Origin of the sequence: Photobacterium sanctipauli (genome assembly GCF_003026495.1) — a bacterium.
Taxonomy (GTDB): domain Bacteria; phylum Pseudomonadota; class Gammaproteobacteria; order Enterobacterales; family Vibrionaceae; genus Photobacterium; species Photobacterium sanctipauli.
In genome coordinates, this window is the sequence record NZ_PYMA01000023.1 from 19,674 (window position 1) to 40,506 (window position 20,833).

Annotated in this window: 22 protein-coding genes; 18 read left to right on the forward strand and 4 right to left on the reverse strand. The window is 51.7% G+C overall.

The genetic code is table 11. The features are described from left to right. Nucleotides 1–142 precede the first annotated feature (142 nt). The 4 genes from gyrB to dnaA are packed head-to-tail and all read right to left on the reverse strand — an operon-like array spanning nt 143 to nt 6,164. A complete protein-coding gene (gene gyrB, locus C9I98_RS23850) occupies nt 143–2,557 on the reverse strand; it encodes a DNA topoisomerase (ATP-hydrolyzing) subunit B (RefSeq protein ID WP_036831844.1) in 2,415 nt (804 codons plus the stop codon). 19 nt (nt 2,558–2,576) lie between these two features. Continuing rightward, a complete protein-coding gene (gene recF / locus C9I98_RS23855) occupies nt 2,577–3,656 on the reverse strand; it encodes a DNA replication/repair protein RecF (protein ID WP_036831841.1) in 1,080 nt (359 codons plus the stop codon). Between the two features lie 2 nt (nt 3,657–3,658). Continuing rightward, entirely contained in the window at nt 3,659–4,759 is a 1,101-nt protein-coding gene (dnaN, locus tag C9I98_RS23860; protein WP_036831838.1) for a DNA polymerase III subunit beta, read from the reverse strand. A gap of 1 nt (nt 4,760) precedes the next feature. After that, the gene (dnaA, locus tag C9I98_RS23865) at nt 4,761–6,164 is read right to left on the reverse strand and encodes a chromosomal replication initiator protein DnaA (protein WP_107272556.1); all 1,404 of its coding nucleotides are present in this window, start codon (nt 6,162–6,164) and stop codon (nt 4,761–4,763) included. 387 nt (nt 6,165–6,551) lie between these two features. Between dnaA and C9I98_RS23870 the strand changes: the two genes are divergently transcribed. The 18 genes from C9I98_RS23870 (at nt 6,552) to atpH (ending at nt 20,824) form a co-directional block, all read left to right on the forward strand. Further along, nucleotides 6,552–7,241: an amino acid ABC transporter substrate-binding protein gene (locus C9I98_RS23870; protein WP_420848109.1), complete on the forward strand. Its 690-nt coding sequence runs from the start codon at nt 6,552–6,554 to the stop codon at nt 7,239–7,241. 92 nt (nt 7,242–7,333) lie between these two features. Next, complete coding sequence (locus tag C9I98_RS23875; RefSeq protein ID WP_036826158.1) at nt 7,334–8,005, forward strand: amino acid ABC transporter permease; 672 nt, start codon at nt 7,334–7,336, stop codon at nt 8,003–8,005. Then, the gene (locus C9I98_RS23880) at nt 8,002–8,772 is read left to right on the forward strand and encodes an amino acid ABC transporter ATP-binding protein (RefSeq protein WP_107272557.1); all 771 of its coding nucleotides are present in this window, start codon (nt 8,002–8,004) and stop codon (nt 8,770–8,772) included. The genes C9I98_RS23875 and C9I98_RS23880 overlap by 4 nt, the downstream gene beginning before the upstream one ends. Before the next feature lie 152 nt (nt 8,773–8,924). Continuing rightward, entirely contained in the window at nt 8,925–9,059 is a 135-nt protein-coding gene (gene rpmH, locus C9I98_RS23885) for a 50S ribosomal protein L34 (RefSeq protein ID WP_004411068.1), read from the forward strand. A 12-nt stretch (nt 9,060–9,071) separates the two neighbouring features. Beyond that, a complete protein-coding gene (gene rnpA, locus C9I98_RS23890) occupies nt 9,072–9,428 on the forward strand; it encodes a ribonuclease P protein component (RefSeq protein ID WP_036824744.1) in 357 nt (118 codons plus the stop codon). Continuing rightward, complete coding sequence (yidD, locus tag C9I98_RS23895; RefSeq protein WP_081878983.1) at nt 9,395–9,652, forward strand: membrane protein insertion efficiency factor YidD; 258 nt, start codon at nt 9,395–9,397, stop codon at nt 9,650–9,652. Before rnpA ends, yidD begins: the two co-directional genes overlap by 34 nt. 2 nt (nt 9,653–9,654) lie before the next feature. Next, nucleotides 9,655–11,268, forward strand: a complete 1,614-nt coding sequence (yidC, locus tag C9I98_RS23900) for a membrane protein insertase YidC (RefSeq protein WP_107272558.1) — start codon at nt 9,655–9,657, stop codon at nt 11,266–11,268. Between the two features lie 143 nt (nt 11,269–11,411). Beyond that, nucleotides 11,412–12,779 (forward strand): tRNA uridine-5-carboxymethylaminomethyl(34) synthesis GTPase MnmE, encoded by a 1,368-nt coding sequence (mnmE, locus tag C9I98_RS23905; protein WP_036827462.1) that lies wholly within the window; start codon nt 11,412–11,414, stop codon nt 12,777–12,779. Between the two features lie 175 nt (nt 12,780–12,954). Then, entirely contained in the window at nt 12,955–13,401 is a 447-nt protein-coding gene (mioC, locus tag C9I98_RS23910; protein WP_036827465.1) for an FMN-binding protein MioC, read from the forward strand. A 428-nt stretch (nt 13,402–13,829) separates the two neighbouring features. Beyond that, the gene (mnmG, locus tag C9I98_RS23915; protein WP_036823196.1) at nt 13,830–15,719 is read left to right on the forward strand and encodes a tRNA uridine-5-carboxymethylaminomethyl(34) synthesis enzyme MnmG; all 1,890 of its coding nucleotides are present in this window, start codon (nt 13,830–13,832) and stop codon (nt 15,717–15,719) included. Nucleotides 15,720–15,728: 9 nt separating this feature from the next. Continuing rightward, nucleotides 15,729–16,349 carry a 16S rRNA (guanine(527)-N(7))-methyltransferase RsmG gene (gene rsmG / locus C9I98_RS23920; RefSeq protein WP_036823193.1) on the forward strand — a complete coding sequence of 207 codons (621 nt, stop codon included), beginning with the start codon at nt 15,729–15,731 and terminating at the stop codon, nt 16,347–16,349. A 16-nt stretch (nt 16,350–16,365) separates the two neighbouring features. Continuing rightward, the gene (locus C9I98_RS23925) at nt 16,366–17,160 is read left to right on the forward strand and encodes a ParA family protein (protein WP_036823190.1); all 795 of its coding nucleotides are present in this window, start codon (nt 16,366–16,368) and stop codon (nt 17,158–17,160) included. Nucleotides 17,161–17,175: 15 nt separating this feature from the next. Further along, nucleotides 17,176–18,063 carry a ParB/RepB/Spo0J family partition protein gene (locus tag C9I98_RS23930; protein ID WP_170111235.1) on the forward strand — a complete coding sequence of 296 codons (888 nt, stop codon included), beginning with the start codon at nt 17,176–17,178 and terminating at the stop codon, nt 18,061–18,063. A gap of 179 nt (nt 18,064–18,242) precedes the next feature. Further along, entirely contained in the window at nt 18,243–18,632 is a 390-nt protein-coding gene (locus C9I98_RS23935; RefSeq protein WP_036818803.1) for a F0F1 ATP synthase subunit I, read from the forward strand. Nucleotides 18,633–18,640: 8 nt separating this feature from the next. Then, nucleotides 18,641–19,429: a F0F1 ATP synthase subunit A gene (atpB, locus tag C9I98_RS23940; RefSeq protein ID WP_036818801.1), complete on the forward strand. Its 789-nt coding sequence runs from the start codon at nt 18,641–18,643 to the stop codon at nt 19,427–19,429. Nucleotides 19,430–19,496: 67 nt separating this feature from the next. Further along, nucleotides 19,497–19,754 carry a F0F1 ATP synthase subunit C gene (atpE, locus tag C9I98_RS23945; protein ID WP_005302247.1) on the forward strand — a complete coding sequence of 86 codons (258 nt, stop codon included), beginning with the start codon at nt 19,497–19,499 and terminating at the stop codon, nt 19,752–19,754. A 49-nt stretch (nt 19,755–19,803) separates the two neighbouring features. Beyond that, nucleotides 19,804–20,274, forward strand: a complete 471-nt coding sequence (gene atpF, locus C9I98_RS23950; protein WP_036818799.1) for a F0F1 ATP synthase subunit B — start codon at nt 19,804–19,806, stop codon at nt 20,272–20,274. Between the two features lie 16 nt (nt 20,275–20,290). Next, on the forward strand, nt 20,291–20,824 hold the full coding sequence (atpH, locus tag C9I98_RS23955; RefSeq protein ID WP_036818796.1) for a F0F1 ATP synthase subunit delta: 534 nt from the start codon (nt 20,291–20,293) through the stop codon (nt 20,822–20,824). The last annotated feature ends 9 nt before the right edge of the window (nt 20,825–20,833 follow it).

Consider the following 20,833-nt stretch of genomic DNA (forward strand, 5'->3'; position numbering starts at 1 on the left):
AGGCCCGACTTTCGGCACCTTGCTCTTCATAACTAGATATGCGGATGCACTGCTTCTTTTCCAACCCTTATACGAGAAAAAATCAAAAAAAAGCGCCGCAATAAACTGCGGCGCTTCTAATTCAATGATTTAACCTAACAGGTTATACATCCAGGTTAGCGTTCAACGCGTTCGCTTCAATGAAGTTACGGCGAGGCTCAACCTGATCACCCATTAGCGTGGTAAACAACTCATCAGCTGCAACAGCATCATTGATGGTTACCTGCATCATGCGGCGTGACTCAGGATCCATGGTTGTTTCCCAAAGCTGCTCAGGGTTCATCTCACCCAGACCTTTATAGCGCTGTAGGCTTAGGCCACGGCGCGATTCTTTGATCAACCAGTCCAGTGCTTCCTTGAAGCTAGCTACCGGCTGCTTGCGCTCGCCACGCTGAACATAGGCCGAGTCGTCAAGCAGCTCGTGCAATGCTTCGGACAAATCCGCCAACTTCGCGTACTCTTTCGAGTTCAGCAGATCGGCGCTTAGCGGGTAGTCGTATTCAACACCGTGGGTGCGAACGATGATCTTAGGCAACCATACGCCCTGCTCCTCATCACGGATGGTTTCGAACGTGTACTGGCTTTCACCCGATTGCTTGGCATTCAGCGCCGCAACCAATGGCTGTGCCCAAGCTTCAACCGCAGCTTGATCAGCCAGCGACTCGCCACGCAAGCGTGGCTGGTAGATAAATTCGTTCAGCAACAGCGTCGGGTAGCGGCGGCTCATGCGGGTAACTAGCTTGCCAGCACTGTTAAACTGCTTAACCAGCGTCTCTAGTGCCTCACCTGAAATTGCAGGTGCACCTTCGGCAGTAAACAATGCCGCATTGTCGAGCGCCAGTGCCACTTGGTACTGACCCATGTCTTCATCATCTTGGATGTACTGCTCTTGCTTACCCTTCTTCACTTTGTATAGTGGTGGCTGGGCAATATAGATGTGGCCGCGCTCGATAAGCTCAGGCATTTGACGGTAGAAGAAAGTCAGCAGTAGCGTACGGATGTGCGAACCATCGACATCGGCATCGGTCATGATGATGATGTTGTGGTAGCGAAGTTTATCCGGGTTGTATTCGTCACGGCCAATACCACAGCCCATCGCAGTGATCAGCGTTGCCACTTCCTGCGAAGACAGCATCTTGTCGAAGCGTGCTTTCTCAACGTTCAGGATCTTACCTTTTAGCGGTAGGATTGCCTGGTTCTTACGGTTACGACCCTGCTTAGCTGAACCGCCCGCAGAGTCACCCTCCACTATGTAGAGTTCAGACAGTGCAGGATCTTTTTCCTGACAGTCAGCAAGTTTGCCAGGTAGGCCGGCAAGATCAAGCGCGCCTTTACGACGTGTCATTTCACGTGCCTTACGTGCAGCCTCACGGGCACGTGATGCATCAATGATTTTAGTACAAACCGTCTTGGCATCAGATGGGTTCTCAAGCAGGAACTCACCTAGCTTCTCACCCATTGAAGACTCAACGGCCGGCTTCACTTCGCTCGATACCAGCTTATCTTTGGTCTGGCTAGAGAACTTAGGATCAGGCACCTTCACCGATACAACAGCCGTTAGGCCTTCACGGGCATCATCACCCGAGGTCGCAGTTTTTGCTTTCTTCGAATAGCCTTCCTTATCCATGAAGTTATTCAGGGTACGCGTTAGTGCGCCACGGAAGCCAGCAAGGTGGGTACCACCGTCTTTCTGCGGGATGTTGTTGGTGAAACAGTAAATGTTTTCCTGGAAGCCATCATTCCACTGCATCGCCACTTCGACAGAGATACCGTCTTCGCGCTCGAAGTTGAAGTGGAATACTTTCGGGTGGATTGGTGTCTTGTTGCGGTTCAAGTGCTCAACAAACGCCTGGATACCACCTTCGTACATGAAGTGATCCTGCTTGTCTTCTTCGCGCTTGTCGATCAGCTTGATAGACACGCCCGAGTTCAGGAACGACAGCTCACGCAGGCGCTTTGCCAAAATCTCGTAATGGAATTCAATGTTGCTGAAGGTCTCTGCGCTTGGCCAGAAACGAATGCGGGTACCGGTTTTCTCGGTCTCGCCGATCACCGTCAGCGGTGCCTGAGGCTCACCGTGATGGTAGATCTGCTGGTGGATAGCACCACCACGATGGATAGTCAGCTCAACTTTTTCAGACAGGGCGTTCACAACCGACACACCTACCCCGTGCAGACCACCGGAAACTTTATAAGAGTTATCATCGAACTTACCACCGGCGTGCAACACCGTCATGATTACTTCTGCTGCCGACACCCCTTCTTCCGGGTGCATTTCTGTCGGAATACCACGACCGTCATCGCTGACCGATACCGAACCATCTTCGTGGATGGTGATAATAATATCTTCACAGTGGCCAGCAAGAGCTTCGTCGATTGAGTTATCGACAACCTCAAAGACCATGTGGTGCAAGCCTGTACCGTCATCGGTATCGCCAATGTACATCCCTGGGCGCTTACGTACCGCATCAAGGCCTTTCAATACCTTGATACTTGATGAATCGTAGTTGTTGGACATTGAGTTACTCTCGCTTAAATTATCCTGCGGTTATTTTACCGTGTTCCACATGAAACATCTTGCCATTTTCATCATGCATATCCGCTATTTGGTCAATGCTGATTGCACTGATGAACACTTGGGCGTTGGTCTCTTTCAACCGTTGCGCTAGCAGCGCCCGCCGATGGCTATCCAGCTCGGAAGCAAAATCATCAATTAAATATATACACTGCTTACCGGTTGTCTCCGAAAGGTGCAGCCCCTGTGCCAATCGCAAGGCACACATCATCAGCTTAAGCTGACCTCGGGACAGCACATCCTCAACAGGCGTACCGGCAACCTTGATCCGCAAGTCGGCCTTGTGGGGCCCACCAACGGTATAACCTAGCTGGCAATCACGCTCGAAATTTCGCTGTAACAGCTCAGCATAGGGTGTTTCTTTTTCCCAGCCACGGTAATAACCGAGCTGGATATCAAATTCGGGCAAAAAGCCTTGGCATATCTGGTTGGCTTTTTGTTTTACGGCATCCAGGTAATCCCGGCGCCAGCGATCGATATCTTCGGCCAGGCTCGCCAATTCCTGATCCCAGTAGCTTAACTCACGATAACGGGTCGCGGTCTTTAGAAGTGCGTTACGTTGCTTGGTCAGCCGTTTTACCCTGCTCCAGGCATGGTAAAACTGAGGTTCCACGTGAAACACACCCCAATCAATAAAGGCGCGACGGAACTTTGGTCCACCGGTCAACAACTCAAACCCTTCCGGGGTAATGAGTTGGATAGGTAAAATCAAGGCAAGTTTTGCCAGTTTCTGATTGGTTTCGCCACCAATCTTTAGCTCCGTGGTGCCATCACGCTTCTTGTTGATACCGACAGGCAGTTCGATATTTGACTCGGACTGGAGCCTGCCATGAACAAACAGCTCTTGTTGCTCGTGGCGGATCACCCTTCCGGTTAGGTGGCTGCGAAAAGATCGACCATGCCCCAGGTAGTGAACGGCTTCCAACACGCTGGTTTTGCCACTGCCATTGGCACCCACCAGAAAATTGAAGCTTGCCGACAAGGACAAGTCGCAAGCTTCAATATTTCGGAAGTCTTTAACAATAAGACGGGTAAGAGCCATTCCTACAGCCTGATCGGCATCACAACATACATGGCATCGCCGTTGGCACTGTCTTCAAGCAATGCACTGGCATTGGCATCAGACAACGACCAACGCACCTGCTCACACTTCAAGGTGTTCAGCACATCAAGTACGTAGCTGACATTAAAGCCAATTTCCAAAGCCTCACCCTGGTAGTCCACGTCCAGGAACTCCTCGGCCTCTTCCTGCTCAGGGTTATTGGCGGTAATGCGCATTTCACCGTTGGACAGGTTCAGGCGGACACCGCGGAATTTCTCGTTCGATAAAATCGCGGCACGGGAAAATGCCTTGCGCAACTCATCGCAGCCAGCTTCGACAAACTTGTTGCTGTTTTGCGGCATTACGCGGCGGTAGTCAGGGAAGCGCCCATCAACCAACTTAGAGGTAAAGACGAAGTTGTTTACCTCGGCACGGATATTGGAGTGGCCAATTTGAATGGTAACCGGCGATTCAGGGCTATCGAGCAAACGCATCAATTCCATCACACCCTTGCGCGGTACGATGATTTGTTTTGCCGGCATCGCTTGCTCCAGCTCGATGGCGCATACCGCCATTCGGTGGCCGTCGGTGGCAACCGAGCGAAGCTGCTTTTCGTCTGTTTCGAACAGCATACCGTTTAAGTAGTAGCGCACATCTTGGTGTGCCATCGAAAACTGGGTGCTGTCGATAAGCTGGCGCATCTGGCCCTGGGGCAAGGTGATTTCAACCTCACTTTGCCAATCTTCAATATTCGGGAAATCAACCGCCGATAGGCACGATAGCGAATAGCGGCTACGGCCGGAGCGAATAATCACCCTATCCCCCTCAAGGGAAACGGTAATGTTCGCGCTATCAGGCAAGCCACGACAGATATCGAGAAACTTGCGGGAAGGCACCGTGATCGCACCAGGCTCGAAGTCGGCTTCAAGCGCCAGCTTGGCAATCATTTCAACTTCCAAGTCTGTCCCCGTCATCGACAGGCAACCGTCTTCCACCTGCAACAGGATATTGCCCAAAATCGGCAACGACGGGCGGCTACCCAGCGCACCAGACACCTGCTGGAGCGGCTTTAATAAATGTTCGCGTGCAACAATAAATTTCATATTAAGATGACAGTGTTCTTATCAGGTTGGAATAATCTTCTTTGATATCATGGCTTTCCTCACGCAACTGCTCGATTTTACGGCAAGCGTGAAGCACCGTGGTATGGTCGCGTCCACCAAAGGCATCGCCGATTTCAGGCAAGCTGTGGTTGGTCAGCTCCTTCGCCAATGCCATCGCCATTTGGCGCGGGCGGGCAACCGAGCGCGAGCGGCGCTTGGACAGCATATCAGCCATCTTAATTTTATAGTACTCGGCCACGGTTTTCTGAATATTATCAATGGTGACCAGCTTTTCCTGAAGCGCCAGCAAATCGCGTAGCGCCTCACGGACAAAATCAATCGTGATGGCACGGCCGGTGAAGTTGGCGTTGGCAATCACGCGGTTCAATGCCCCTTCAAGCTCACGAACATTGGAGCGAAGGCGCTTGGCAATAAAGAACGCCACTTCGTCGGCAAGGCGAATGTGGTGGTCTTCGGCCTTTTTCATCAAAATCGCCACCCGGGTTTCCAACTCCGGCGGCTCGATGGCCACGGTCAGGCCCCAGCCAAAGCGCGACTTAAGGCGATCTTCCACCCCGTTGATCTCGCGGGGGTAGCGGTCGGAAGTCAGGATGATTTGCTGGTTGCCTTCCAACAGCGCATTGAAGGTGTGGAAAAACTCTTCCTGCGAGCGCTCTTTGTTGGCAAAGAATTGGATATCATCGATAAGCAGCGCGTCAACACTCCGGTAATAGCGCTTGAACTCTTCAATCGCGTTGTTCTGCAGCGCCTTGACCATGTCCTGGACAAAACGCTCGGAATGCATGTAAACCACCTTGGCGTTCGGCTTGCGATCGGCGATGGCATTGCCCACCGCGTGCAGCAAGTGGGTTTTACCCAAGCCGGTACCGCCGTATAGGAACAGCGGGTTATATGCCGCGCCCGGGTTGTCGGCAACTTGGCGGCAGGCTGCCAGGCCCAGCTGGTTCGACTTACCCTCAACGAAGTTATTGAAGTTATGCTTTGGGTTTACGTTGGAGCGATAGCCGGTGTCCTGGGATTCAGGCTGAACCGGGGACGGTGCCGGCTCCCAGGTTCTCGGCGGCGTATCCTCAACCAGCGGTGCCACAGGCTCGGCCATTGGCGCCGGTGCCACCGGTTTTGGCGGCGGCGCAGACACCGGCTTGCTGCCCACTTCAAATCGCAGGATCGGCACATCATTACCGCAAAACTCATTAAGCAGGCGGTTGATGTTGTTGAGGTACTTATCCCTAACCCAATCAAGCACAAAACGGTTCGGCGCGAACAACGTCAGCGTATTATCGTTCAGCTCGGCCTGAAGCGGTCGAACCCACATACTGAATTCTGTTGCAGGGAGTTCTTCTTGAAGGCGTTGAAGGCACTGCAACCAAAGCGAAGATGACAAGCTCGACTCCACACTGAATAACTAAACACAAAAAGGGATGCAATTTTATACCCGCTGGCTCAGGATCGCCAGCAAAGAGATCGCAGATCCGGTGAATAAGATCAGACTTATTCACATAGATCGCACAGCAAAAGCCGAGATCAGCACAAATTGCCCGCCTCTTACCCACAAATCTATGAACATTTGCTAATAGCCATTTGTTACTGACATCTAACAAATTGTTATTTGACATAACACTTCGTTATTTAAATAAAGCCAATATAACCAGATAGGATATATCCACAACAGAAGATCATCACAGCAACCTGAGGAGTAAACAGGATGAAAAGCTGGGTAAAAACAACATTTACAGCCGTCGCCTTCACACTAGCCGCTAGCCAGAGTGTTATGGCTGCGACGGATGTCAAAGTGGGTATGTCAGGACGCTATTTCCCATTTACCTTTGTGAAGCAAGATCAGCTGCAGGGGTTTGAAGTCGACCTGTGGAACGAAATTGCCGAGCGCAACGACTACAACGTTGAGTTTGTGACCGCTAACTTCTCGGGCCTATTCGGCCTATTGGAAACCGGTCGTATCGACACCATTTCCAACCAAATTACCATGACCGAAGAGCGCAAGGGCAAATACCTGTTCTCCCAGCCTTATGTGATTGATGGTGCACAACTGGTTGTGCGCAAGGGCAACGATGACATCGCAGACACCGCCGACCTTAACGGCAAAACCGTGGGTGTTAACCTGGGCTCGAACTACGAGCAACTGCTTCGCCAGCTTGATAACAGCAGCGAAATTAACATCAAGACCTATGATGCCGGTATCGAGCACGATGTCGCCCTTGGCCGCACCGACGCGTTCGTAATGGACCGCCTGTCATCGCTTGAGCTCATCAAGAAAGCCAACCTGCCGCTGCAACTGGCTGGCGAACCGTTCGAGAAAATCGAGAACGCATGGCCGTTTGTCCAAGGCGAGAAAGGCGAAAAGCTACGCGATGAGGTCAACCAGGCGCTGGACGCCATGCGCGAAGACGGGACATTGAAAGAGATCTCGGTGAAATGGTTCGACGCTGATATCACCCAGTAATACGTTCCCCCGTATTGCTTCATATACTTAAAGGCTCACCCTCGGGTGGGTCTTTATCGCTTAAATTCGACCGATAAGAAGATGTATCCATTATGGGTTTTGATTTCGATTACATGCTCTCGCTGCTACCGATTTTGTTCAAATACCTCGGTACCACGCTGGGAATGGCACTATGGGGGCTGCTGTTTGCCCTGATCATCGCATTGGTACTGGCGCTATTGCGGGTATACCGGATCCCGGTGCTGGATCAGCTTAGCCAGCTCTATATCAGTTTTTTCCGCGGTACCCCGCTACTGGTACAGCTCTTCCTGCTTTACTACGGTCTGCCGCAAATCTTTCCGGTTTTCGTTGGCCTGGATGCCTTCTCGGCCTCGGTGATCGGCCTCAGCCTCCACTTTGCCGCCTATAAGGCAGAGAGTATCCGCGCCGCGATTATCGGTATCGACCGCAGCCAGCGCGAGGCGAGCCTGTCAATCGGCATGACCGAGCTACAGGCCATGCGCCGGATCATCCTGCCGCAGGCGACCCGGGTCGCACTGCCATCCTTGATGAACTATTTTATCGATATGATCAAATCGACCTCCCTCGCCTTCACCCTGGGCGTGGCGGAAATCATGGCCAAGGCCCAAATGGAAGCATCGTCGAGCTTCAAGTTCTTCGAGGCCTTCCTTGCCGTGGCATTGATCTACTGGGGAATGGTATTGCTGCTAACCCGTGTCCAGATTTGGGCGGAAGCGAAACTCAACAAGGCCTATGTACGATGATTAAGATTGAAAACCTAACCAAGCGCTTTGGTGACAGCACCATCTTCTCCGGCCTTGACTTAACGATAGGCAAAGGCGAAATCGTGGTGGTGATCGGCCCGTCGGGCACGGGCAAATCGACCTTGCTGCGCTGTATCAACTTCTTGGAAACCGCCGACGAGGGCCGCCTCACCTTGGGCGATGTCTCTGTCGCCACCCAAAGTGCAACCAGCAAGGACATCCTTGCCCTGCGGCGAAAAACCGGTTTTGTATTCCAAAACTATGCCCTTTTTGCCCACCTGACAGCCAGACAAAATATTGCCGAGGGGTTGATCACCGTGAAGGGCTGGAAAAAAGAAGATGCCCACCACAAAGCCCAGCAGATCCTCGACGATATCGGCCTAGGCGATAAGGGCGACCACTACCCGGCCGCCCTGTCCGGCGGTCAGCAGCAGCGGGTCGGGATTGGCCGTGCCATGGCACTCGAGGCGGAACTGCTATTATTTGATGAGCCGACGTCGGCGCTCGATCCTGAATGGGTGGGCGAAGTCCTGACCCTGATGCAAAAACTGGCTACCCGCCACCAAACCATGCTGGTGGTGACGCACGAGATGCAATTTGCCCGCGAAGTGGCGGATCGGGTGATCTTTATGGCCGACGGCGAGTTTGTTGAACAGGGCACGCCAGAGCAGATCTTCAACCATGCTCAGGATCCAAGACTGAAAAAGTTCCTGAATAAGGTTGGGATCCGCGAAGGATCCTTGCACTCAGCCACACAGGAAGTATAATTCAGCGCCCGCAGTTTACTGTGGGTATAATTATTGACTATTTATGGGTCAGTGATTACAATTCCGCCTCTTTGCATTTGAGGCACCGATTGTTCGCAGTCGGGAACTTAAGCAAAACTTAAAAACTGATCAGTTAATTTAAGGTAAAACCCATGAAACGCACTTTTCAACCTTCAGTTCTAAAGCGCAAGCGTACTCACGGCTTCCGTGCACGCATGGCTACTAAGAACGGTCGCGCAACAATCAACGCACGTCGCGCTAAAGGCCGTAAGCGTCTTTCTAAGTAATCTCTGATTATTTTGAATAAGCTCGCTTTTTCTCGGGAGTTACGTCTGTTAACTCCCGAACATTATAAAAAAGTCTTCCAGCAAGCTCATCGTGCTGGCTCTCCCCACTTAACCATTCTTGCCCGCTCCAACAATCTAGACCATCCGCGTCTTGGCTTAGCTGTACCCAAAAAACAAATCAAAACTGCCCCAGCCCGTAACCGCTTTAAGCGCATCGTGCGTGAAAGCTTTCGCCTGAAGCAAGCTGATTTGCCAGCCAAAGATTTTGTTGTGATCGCCAAAAAGAGCGCAAGTGAGCTGAGCAACGAAGAACTATTTAAGCTGCTAGATAAATTATGGCATCGCCTGTCTCGCCCTTCGCGTGGCTAGTCGTCGGACTAGTCCGCTTTTACCAACTGGCAATCAGTCCGCTCATCGGACCGCGTTGTCGCTACACCCCGACCTGTTCCCAGTACGCAATTGAAGCAATAAAAGCACACGGAGCAATAAAAGGAGGTTGGTTCGCGGCGAAACGTCTATTAAGATGTCATCCTTTAACCGACGGTGGTTATGACCCCGTTCCGCCAACCAAGCATAACGACAGAGATAATTAACGATGGATTCCCAACGCAATATTCTGTTAATTGCCCTACTGTTTGTCTCTTTCCTGCTATTCCAGCAGTGGAACATGGACAGCAACCCTCAGCCTCAAAGCCAGGGTGTAGAGCAACAAGTCAACAATGGTGATGTTCCTTCACATACTAGTGATGGCCAGCCGATTACTGACCAAAGCACTTCCAATAACCTTATCACCATCAACACAGATGTACTGGCGCTAACTGTCGATACGCTTGGTGGCGATGTAATCGAAGCAAAACTGCTTGCTTACGATAACGAACTCGATTCTGAAGACCCGTTCGTCCTACTGAAAAATGACGCTGGCCACAGCTTCACCGCTCAGTCGGGCCTAATTGGTGCCCAGGGTATTGATACGGCAGCTGGCCGTGCTCAACTAACCGTTGACGCTGACAGCTTCACTATTGCCGAAGACCAAGACGAGCTTCGCGTACCGATGACGTTTGAAAAAGACGGCATCAGCTACGTGAAAACCTTCATCCTTAAGCGCGGCAGCTACGCGGTTGACGTTGAATACAGCATCAACAACCAGTCTGAGTCGGCAGCCAACGTTCAGATGTACGCACAGCTGAAGCAGAACCTAATGGATGACGGCGGCAGCCTGACAATGCCTACCTACCGTGGTGGCGCATACTCGGCTGACAGCGTGAAGTACAAAAAATACAGCTTTGACGATATGCAGGACAAGAACCTGAACCTATCGATCTCAGAGCAAGGTTGGGCGGCAATGATGCAGCACTACTTCGTGTCTGCATGGATCCCGCGTACCGACGACGTCACCAACCTGTACACCCGCACCAGCAATGGCCAGGGTTACATCGGTGTTCGCATGCCATCAACCACAGTTGCACCGGGTAGTGAGCAAACACTAACCGCGACACTATGGGTGGGTCCTAAGCTACAAGACCAAATGGCCGCCACTGCGCCTAACCTAAACCTTACCGTTGACTACGGTTGGCTATGGTTCATCGCAAGCCCGCTGCACAGCCTACTGTCGTTCATCCAAGGTATCGTGGTGAACTGGGGTCTGGCGATCATCGTCCTAACCTTCATCGTTCGTGGTGCGATGTACCCGCTGACGAAGGCACAGTACACCTCGATGGCGAAAATGCGCATGCTACAGCCTAAGCTGCAGGCAATGCGTGAGCGCCTAGGCGACGACCGCCAGCGTATGAGCCAGGAGATGATGGAGCTGTACAAGAAAGAAAAAGTGAACCCGCTGGGTGGCTGTCTACCAATCTTGCTACAGATGCCTATCTTTATCGCGCTATACTGGGCACTGATGGAGTCGGTTGAACTGCGCCACGCACCGTTCTTCGCCTGGATCACTGACCTTTCTGCACAGGACCCATACTTCGTGCTACCTATCCTGATGGGTGCAACGATGTTCCTGATCCAGAAAATGAGCCCAACCACGGTAACGGACCCGATGCAGCAGAAGATCATGACCTTCATGCCGGTGATGTTTACCTTCTTCTTCCTATGGTTCCCATCTGGCCTAGTACTTTACTGGCTAGTATCGAACGTTGTGACGCTGATCCAGCAAACGCTGATCTACCGCTCACTGGAGAAAAAAGGCCTGCATTCTAAATAAGCCTGCAGAGCTTCGATAAGAAAAGGCGACCGCAGGGTCGCCTTTTTTATTTTCATAAATTCCCGGCTGCCGTTTGCGCCTACTGGGCAATCACGGCTAGTCTGTTTACAATTGCTGCGTATTTATCAAGCTAAGCCAAAATTATGAACGAACATACAGATACCATTGTTGCCCAAGCAACACCGCCGGGCCGAGGTGGTGTAGGCATTATCCGCGTGTCGGGCCCGCTCGCCAAAGAAGTGGCATTGGCCGTGGCCGGCCGCGAGCTGAAACCGCGCTACGCCGAGTACCTTCCGTTTAAAAATGAAGACGGCAGTGCTCTTGACCAGGGTATCGCCTTGTTCTTCAAGGGGCCGAACTCTTTCACTGGCGAAGATGTGCTGGAGCTGCAGGGCCACGGCGGCCCGGTTCTGATGGATATGATGATCAAGCGTATCCTGCAAATCAACGGGATCCGTGCCGCCCGTCCTGGGGAATTCTCCGAGCGGGCATTTATGAACGACAAGCTCGATTTAGCCCAGGCAGAAGCGATTGCCGACCTGATTGATGCCAGCTCAGAGGAAGCCGCCAAAAGTGCCTTCAAATCGCTCCAGGGCGCCTTCTCCACCCGGGTTAACGAGCTGGTTGAAGCCCTGATCCACCTGCGCATCTATGTCGAGGCTGCGATCGACTTCCCGGAAGAGGAAATCGACTTCCTGTCCGATGGCAAGGTCACCGGCGATCTGCACGGCATCATCGACCGCCTAGATGCGGTTCGCCGCGAGGCCAACCAAGGCGCGATTATGCGCGAGGGAATGAAAGTGGTTATCGCGGGCCGTCCGAATGCCGGCAAGTCCAGCTTGCTCAATGCGCTATCGGGCAAGGATTCGGCGATTGTCACCGATATCGCCGGTACCACCCGCGACGTACTGCGCGAGCATATCCATATTGATGGAATGCCGCTGCATATCATCGACACCGCTGGCTTGCGCGAGGCCTCGGACGAGGTTGAGCGTATCGGTATCGAGCGGGCATGGGAAGAAATCCAGCAGGCCGACCGCGTGCTATTCATGGTCGATGGCACCACCACCGATGCGACCGACCCGAATGAGATTTGGCCGGAATTTGTCGAGCGCCTGCCAAGCGATCTGGGTATCACGGTGATCCGCAACAAGGTCGAGCTTACCGGTGAGGAGACCGGGATCTGCCATGTCAACAACCCCACCCTGATCCGCCTGTCGGCACGCACGGGTGCAGGGGTGGATAGCCTGCGTGAACACCTCAAGGAGTGCATGGGCTTCGCCGGCACGACCGAAGGCGGCTTTATGGCCCGCCGCCGCCACCTGGAGGCCCTGGAGCGCGCAGCGCACCACCTTGAAATCGGCAAGGAGCAACTGGAAGGCTTCATGGCCGGTGAAATCCTGGCCGAGGAACTGCGCCTTGCCCAGCAGCACCTCAGCGAGATCACCGGCGAGTTCACCTCGGACGATCTTCTTGGCCGGATATTTACCTCGTTCTGTATCGGTAAATAACCGCCCCCGCCAACACGATCTTCTTCCACAGCCTGTTTCGGATCCTCGGGGCAGGCTGTGAATAACCTCTCGAAAAAGATCCGCCCTACCGCAAGATCAAGCTTTCATCCCTGCCCTGAGCCAGTACAATGCTGTGTATAAATTTGTTGTGAATATCTACACAGGTATGTACCCCATGAGCCATATCACCCTTATTACAGGCAGCACCCTTGGTGGTGCCGAATACGTTGCCGACCACCTCGCCGACCTGCTAGAGCAAGACGGCCACAGCACCAGCATCGAAAACCAAGCCGAACTCAGCCAACTGGACCAACAAAGTGTTTGGCTGGTGGTCTGCTCAACCCATGGCGCAGGCGAATACCCGGATAACTTCCTGCCTTTTGTCAGCCAGCTGGCAGAGCAAAAGCCCGACTTGAGCAAGATGAAATACGGCATTGTCGGATTGGGCGATAGCAGCTACGACACTTTCTGTGCCGCTGCCAAAAACATTGATCAACTACTGTCTGAGCTGGGTGCCGAGCGCATTGGCGATCGCTTGGATATCGATGTTTCGCAGGATCCAGTCCCTGAAGATCCGGCTGAAGCATGGCTGGAAACATGGAAAACCCACCTCTGTGGATAAAAATCAGCCTAAAATTACTCCAAAAAAGTAGTAATTTTAAACTTTTTTCTGTGGATAACTATAGATCTAAACGGTGATCAAACCATAGTTATCCATTTAATAACTTTATAGCTCCCTCCCCCCTGTTGATAAGTGTACATTTTGATCCCAGCTAATCCTTGCGAAGATCCATGCTACTCCACAACAAATGATCGTCTCTAACATCATGATCATTAGGATCAAATATCACTTATCCACACGATCGGGCGATCTATATAATAGATCTAACAGAAGATCTCTTTAAAAGATCTTATATATATTTAAAGAGCTCATTTCTCATGATCAAATGATCTTCAGGAAAGATTCTCTCTTTTCAAGAAACGCGATAGAATGATCCACCTTTGCTCAAAGATAACCCACTGGCAATTTTGAATACCCGAGGTAGTTTCATGTTTTACCAGGACAATTTTGATGTCATCGTAGTTGGTGGCGGTCATGCAGGTACAGAGGCCGCATTGGCTGCAGCCCGTATGGGACAAAAAACCCTATTGCTGACGCACAACATCGATACGTTGGGACAGATGTCATGTAACCCAGCGATCGGCGGGATCGGGAAAGGACACCTGGTTAAAGAAGTTGATGCCCTGGGTGGCTTAATGGCCCAGGCAACGGATAAGGGCGGGATCCAATTCCGTACTTTGAATGCCTCGAAAGGCCCGGCAGTGCGTGCCACGCGTGCTCAGGCAGATCGCGCCTTGTACAAGGCTGCGGTGCGTGAGAAGTTGGAAAACCAACCAAACCTGATGCTATTCCAGCAATCCGTTGATGACTTGATCGTCGAAAACGACCGCGCGGTTGGCGTGGTGACGGAGATGGGGCTGAAGTTCCGCGGTAAGACCGTGGTACTAACGGTTGGTACCTTCCTCGGCGGCAAGATCCACATTGGCTTGGAAAACTACAGCGGCGGCCGTGCCGGTGATCCACCATCGATCGCCCTGGCTTCTCGCCTGCGCGAATTGCCTTTGCGTGTTGATCGCCTAAAAACCGGCACGCCACCGCGTATCGATGCCCGCACGGTTGATTTCAGCCAGCTGCAGGTCCAGCATGGCGACAACCCGACACCGCTGTTTTCGTTCATGGGCAAGCCATCGGATCATCCGCGCCAGATCCCGTGCTTTATCACCCACACCAACGAGAAAACCCATGATGTGATCCGCAATAACCTGGATCGCAGCCCAATGTACTCCGGTGTGATCGAGGGGATCGGCCCAAGGTACTGTCCGTCGATCGAAGACAAGGTGATGCGCTTTGCCGATAAGGACAGCCACCAGATCTTTATCGAGCCGGAAGGACTGACAACTCACGAGCTCTACCCTAACGGTATCTCCACCAGCCTGCCGTTTGACGTGCAGATGCAAATTGTCCGTTCGATGAAAGGCTTCGAAAGCGCGGCGATTGTCCGCCCGGGTTACGCTATCGAATATGATTTCTTCGATCCGCGCGATTTGAAGCAGACGTTTGAAACCAAGTTTATTGGCGGCTTGTTCTTTGCCGGCCAGATCAACGGTACCACCGGCTACGAGGAAGCCGCGGCCCAAGGTTTGCTTGCCGGGATGAACGCTGCGCTGCAAGCGCAAGACAAGGAAGGCTGGAGCCCACGCCGTGATCAAGCCTACATGGGCGTGTTGATCGACGACCTGTCAACGATGGGCACCAAGGAGCCGTACCGCATGTTTACATCCCGTGCGGAATACCGTTTGTTGCTTCGCGAAGACAATGCTGACTTACGTTTGACCGAAATCGGTCGCGAATTTGGTTTAGTGGATGATGAACGTTGGACTCGCTTCAACCAAAAAATGGAAAACATGGAGCAAGAGCGCCAGCGCCTGAAAGGGATTTGGGTTACACCAAATTCAGAGCAGGTGGCCGACGTGAACGCGATACTCAAGACCCCGGTTGCCCGTGAGGCCAGCGGCGAAGATTTATTGCGCCGCCCGGAAGTGAGCTACGAGCAACTGACCAATATTGATATGTTCGGTCCTGCCCACGAAGATGCGCAGGCTAGCGAGCAGGTTGAAATCCAGGTGAAATACCAGGGTTATATCGACCGCCAGAAAGACGAAGTGGAGAAATCACTGCGTCATGAAAACACCAAGTTGCCATTCGATTTGGAATATAGCCTGGTTAAGGGGCTGTCCAACGAGGTGATCAGCAAACTTAATGATGCCAAGCCTGAGACCATCGGCATGGCATCGCGTATTTCGGGTATTACCCCGGCGGCGATTTCATTGCTGCTGGTCTACCTGAAGAAACACGGCATGCTGAAGAAAGGCGAATAGGAGCTACCAGTGAAACAACGTTTAATTCAGCTGATCGCACAAACCGAGCTAACGGTTACCGAGCAACAAGTCGACCAGCTGGTTGGCTACGTTGCCATGCTAGATAAGTGGAACAAAGCCTATAACCTGACATCGGTTCGCGATCCGAACGAGATGTTAGTGAAACATATCATGGATAGTATTATGGTAAGCCCTCACCTTGTGGGTGAGCGCTTTATCGATGTTGGCACAGGCCCCGGCCTGCCGGGGATCCCGTTGGCGATCATGAACCCGGATAAGGCGTTTACCCTGCTCGACAGCTTGGGCAAGCGGATCCGCTTTATCCGCCAGGTGATCCACGAACTGAAGATCACCAATGTGACGCCAGTTCAGAGCCGGGTTGAGGAGTTCCAACCTGAGATAGGTTTTGACGTGGTGCTAAGCCGCGCGTTTGCCTCGATGAGTGATATGGTATCTTGGTGCCATCACTTGCCGGCGCAGGAAGGTCACTTCCTGGCGCTGAAGGGGCAATTCAATCAACAGGAAGTGGCAGAATTACCGGAATGGTGTTCTGTGACAGAGGTCAAATCTTTGCAAGTTCCAGAGTTGGATGGCGAGCGCCATCTAGTAACCTTGGTGGCAAAGGGTTAATGGATGAGGTTTTTTTGTGGGAAGAGTCATAGCAGTAGCCAACCAGAAGGGAGGCGTGGGTAAAACCACAACGTGTGTTAACTTGGCGGCCTCGTTGGCGGCGACGCAGCGGCGGGTATTGGTCATTGACCTTGACCCGCAAGGGAACGCCACCATGGCGAGTGGGGTCGATAAATACCAAGTTGATGCAACGGCTTATGATCTTCTTGTCGAAGAAACCCCGTTCAATGATGTGGCTATCACCGATACCACCGGCGGCTATCATTTGGTCGCCGCCAACGGTGACGTGACAGCGGCAGAAATCAAATTGATGGAAGTCTTCGCCCGCGAGGTGCGCTTACGTAACGCCTTAGAGGTAGTTCGTGATAACTATGATTTCATCTTTATTGATTGTCCTCCTGCCTTAAACCTTCTTACAATCAATGCCATGACTGCAGCAGATTCAGTACTGGTGCCGATGCAGTGCGAATACTTCGCGCTGGAGGGGCTCACGGCATTGATGGATACCATCAGCAAACTGACCGCTGTCGTCAACAGCGACCTGAAAATCGAAGGCCTGCTGCGGACCATGTACGATCCGCGCAACCGCCTGGCGAATGAAGTGTCGCAACAGCTCAAGAAGCACTTTGGCGACAAGGTTTATCGTACCGTGATCCCGCGTAATGTCCGCTTGGCCGAAGCGCCGAGCCATGGCCGCCCTGCAATGTATTACGACAAATACTCCAGTGGTGCCAAAGCCTACCTCGCTTTGGCGGGTGAAATCATTCGTCGTGACGAGCTGGCGCAGAATGCCGGCACGGTCGATGCGTAAGGGCTAACCATGAACATGAATAAGCGAGGCCTGGGTAAGGGCCTTGATGCGCTGCTGGCAACCAGCTCGGTGGCGCAGGTAAAGCAACAAAAAGCAGAGCAGGCACAGTCGCTGTCTGCAGACGGCACCCTAAAAGAGTTGGCAACCAACCAATTGCAGCCTGGCCGCTACCAGCCGCGCAAGGTAATGTCGGACGAAGCATTGTCCGAGTTGGCTGAGTCCATCCGTGCCCAAGGGGTGATCCAACCGATTGTGGTGCGCGAAATTGCCCCGCAACAATATGAAATAATTGCCGGGGAGAGGCGCTGGCGTGCTTCGCGTCAAGCTGGGCTTCAGAAAGTCCCTTGTATTATCAAGGATGTTAATGACTGCTCGACAGTGGCCATTGCCCTTATCGAGAACATCCAGCGCGAAGATCTCAACGTGATTGAGGAAGCACAAGCGCTGGAGAAACTGCAAAGTGAGTTCTCACTCACCCACCAACAGGTGGCTGAGGCTGTCGGTAAGTCGCGCGCGGCTGTCTCCAACCTGCTCCGATTGAACCAATTGGAAGCGCCGGTGAAGCGGATGGTTGAGCAGAAGTTGCTGGATATGGGCCATGCCCGCGCATTGTTGGCCTTGCCGGCAGAGCAGCAGCTCGAAGCGGCACAAATTATTGTGGCCAAAATGTTAACGGTTCGTGATGCGGAGCGTTTGGTCAAGAAAATGCTGGCACCTGAGCCAGAGCCAAAAAATGTGGCGGTGGACCCTCAGCTCGAGGCGGTAGAAAATCACCTTTCTGAGCGTTTTGGCACCCAGGTGGCGATCAATCAGCAGAAAAACGGTAAAGGAAAGATCGTAATCAGTTTTGACCAAGCCGACAAGCTGAAGCAACTTCTTGCAATGTTTGGTCACGAAATGTGACATAAAACGTGCATATTTTGTTGCAAAAATTACAATGACGTGATCAGGTTATTGTGTTGTAAAATATAACAGTTTTTTTTGCTGCGATTAGATTGCATTCAATCTAATGAGCCGTATAATTTTCGGCAGTTTTCCCAGCACGTCGTATGTGCAGTGGAAAGGACTCGAGGAACGAATACATGGTATCGGCGCTAGTTAAGCCTGGCCGTCAATTGGCGAAAAGGTTACTTTTGCTACAATCTGGCGTCGTATTGACAACGGCAATCATGGCAGTGTTCGCTGTCAGTGTTGACTGGGGAATCTCGGCTTTGATCGGTGGCGGCATCTTTGTGATTGCCAACACTGTTTTCGCAGCCTGTGCCTTTTTATTCAGCGGTGCCCGCAAGGCGCGGCTGGTAATGGCATCCTTCTATGGTGGCGAGGTATTAAAAATCCTTGTCACGGTCATTCTATTTGCCTTTGTTTACCTGTATGTCGAGGTGGAACTTGTTCCCCTCAAACTGACCTATTTGCTGGCTCTTGGGATTAACATCTTTGGGCCGGTTTTATTCATTAACAACAACAAATAGGATGAGTTATGGCTGCGCCAGGTGAAGCGCTAACGCCGTCAGGCTACATTACTCACCACCTGACAAACTTGTCAGTGGGTGATGGTGGCTTCTGGACGGTTCATATAGATAGCCTTGTATTCTCTGTCCTGACCGGTATGGCATTTTTATGGCTGTTCCGTTCGGTAGCGAAGAAGGCAACATCAGGAGTTCCAGGCAAGCTACAGTGTTTTGTGGAAATCATGGTTGAATTCGTTGACACCAACGTTAAGGATACCTTCCATGGTCGCAACCCGCTGATTGCACCTCTGGCTCTGACCATTTTCTGTTGGATTTTCTTGATGAATACGATGGACCTTGTGCCTATCGATTTTCTACCGTATCCAGCGGAACATTGGTTAGGTATTCCTTATCTTAAGGTAGTACCAACTGCAGATGTTAACATCACCATGGCAATGGCGTTGGGCGTATTCGCATTGATGATTTACTACAGCATCAAAGTGAAAGGCCTTGGCGGCTTTGCAAAAGAACTGGCTCTTCACCCGTTCAATCACCCGGTTATGATTCCGTTCAACCTGCTTCTTGAAGTTGTTTCGCTACTGGCGAAGCCGATTTCACTGGGTATGCGTCTGTTCGGTAACATGTTCGCAGGTGAGGTGGTGTTTATCCTAATCGCGGCATTGATGCCGTGGTGGGCACAATGGCTGGGCTCGGTACCGTGGGCAATTTTCCACATCCTAGTCATTACAATTCAAGCATTCGTGTTTATGATGTTGACTATTGTGTACCTGTCTCAGGCACATGAAGACAATCATTAACGATTATTTGTAAATTATTCAATTTTTTACTGGCACTTTAGCCGACAACTATAAACTGGAGATAGTGATGGAAACTTTACTAAGCTTTTCTGCAATTGCCGTGGGCATCATTGTAGGTCTTGCTGCACTGGGTACAGCGATCGGCTTCGCACTTCTAGGTGGTAAATTCCTAGAAGGTGCTGCGCGTCAGCCTGAAATGGCACCAATGCTTCAAGTTAAGATGTTCATCATTGCGGGTCTGCTTGATGCGGTTCCAATGATCGGTATCGTAATCGCTCTACTATTCACATTCGCAAACCCATTCGTTGGTCAGCTAGCTGGCTAATCAATAAGAACGAACGGACCCATAGCAACCCTTTTTAAGGAGATGCGTTGTGAATATGAATGCAACTTTGCTGGGTCAGGCAATTGCCTTCTTCATTTTTGTCGTGTTCTGCATGAAATATGTATGGCCGCCAATCATGGAAGCGATTGAAGAACGTCAGAAGAAAATTGCTGACGGTTTAGCAGCCGCTGATCGCGCTGCTAAAGACCTGAACCTAGCGCAGGCAAATGCTTCTGATCAGTTGAAAGAAGCAAAACGCACTGCAACCGAAATCGTTGAGCAAGCGAATAAGCGCAAAGCTCAAATCATCGATGAAGCGAAGGCGGAAGCCCAAGCTGAGCGCGATAAAATTCTGTCCCAAGGTCTTGCTGAGATCGAAGCAGAACGTAACCGCGCTCGCGATGAACTAAGAAAGCAAGTTGCAACTCTGGCTGTGATTGGTGCTGAGAAAATCATTGAGCGTTCTATTGATAAGGATGCTCATGCGGATCTTCTTAACAAAGTCACTGCAGAACTGTAATTAAAGGGGCAAGCACATGTCTGATATGACTACTATCGCACGCCCCTACGCTAAAGCAGCTTTTGATCTTGCGGTTGAGAAAGGTGAGCTGGGCCAATGGTCTGAAATGCTCACCTTTGCTGCCGAGGTAGCGAATAACGAAACTGTGCAGGACATCCTGGATAGTGGTTACGCTGCCGACAAGCTGACCGAAGTATTTGTTTCGGTCTGCGGCGAGCAACTCAACGAGTTCGGCCAGAACCTGATCAAGGTAATGGCAGAGAACGGACGCTTGAAAGCCCTTCCTGCGGTATGCGACGAGTTCCTGTTCCTGAAAAGTGAACACGAGAAGACTATCAACGCGGAAGTAACCTCAGCGGTTACCCTCGACGATAGCCAACTTGAAGCAATTAGCACGAAGCTGGAACAGCGTCTTGAGCGTAAGGTTAAGCTGAATTGCAGTGTAGACGAGACCCTGATTGCCGGGGTTGTAATTAGAGCTGGAGACTTAGTCATCGATAACTCAGTACGCGGCAAACTAGACCGCCTGAGCGATACTTTGCAGTCTTGATTTGGGGAA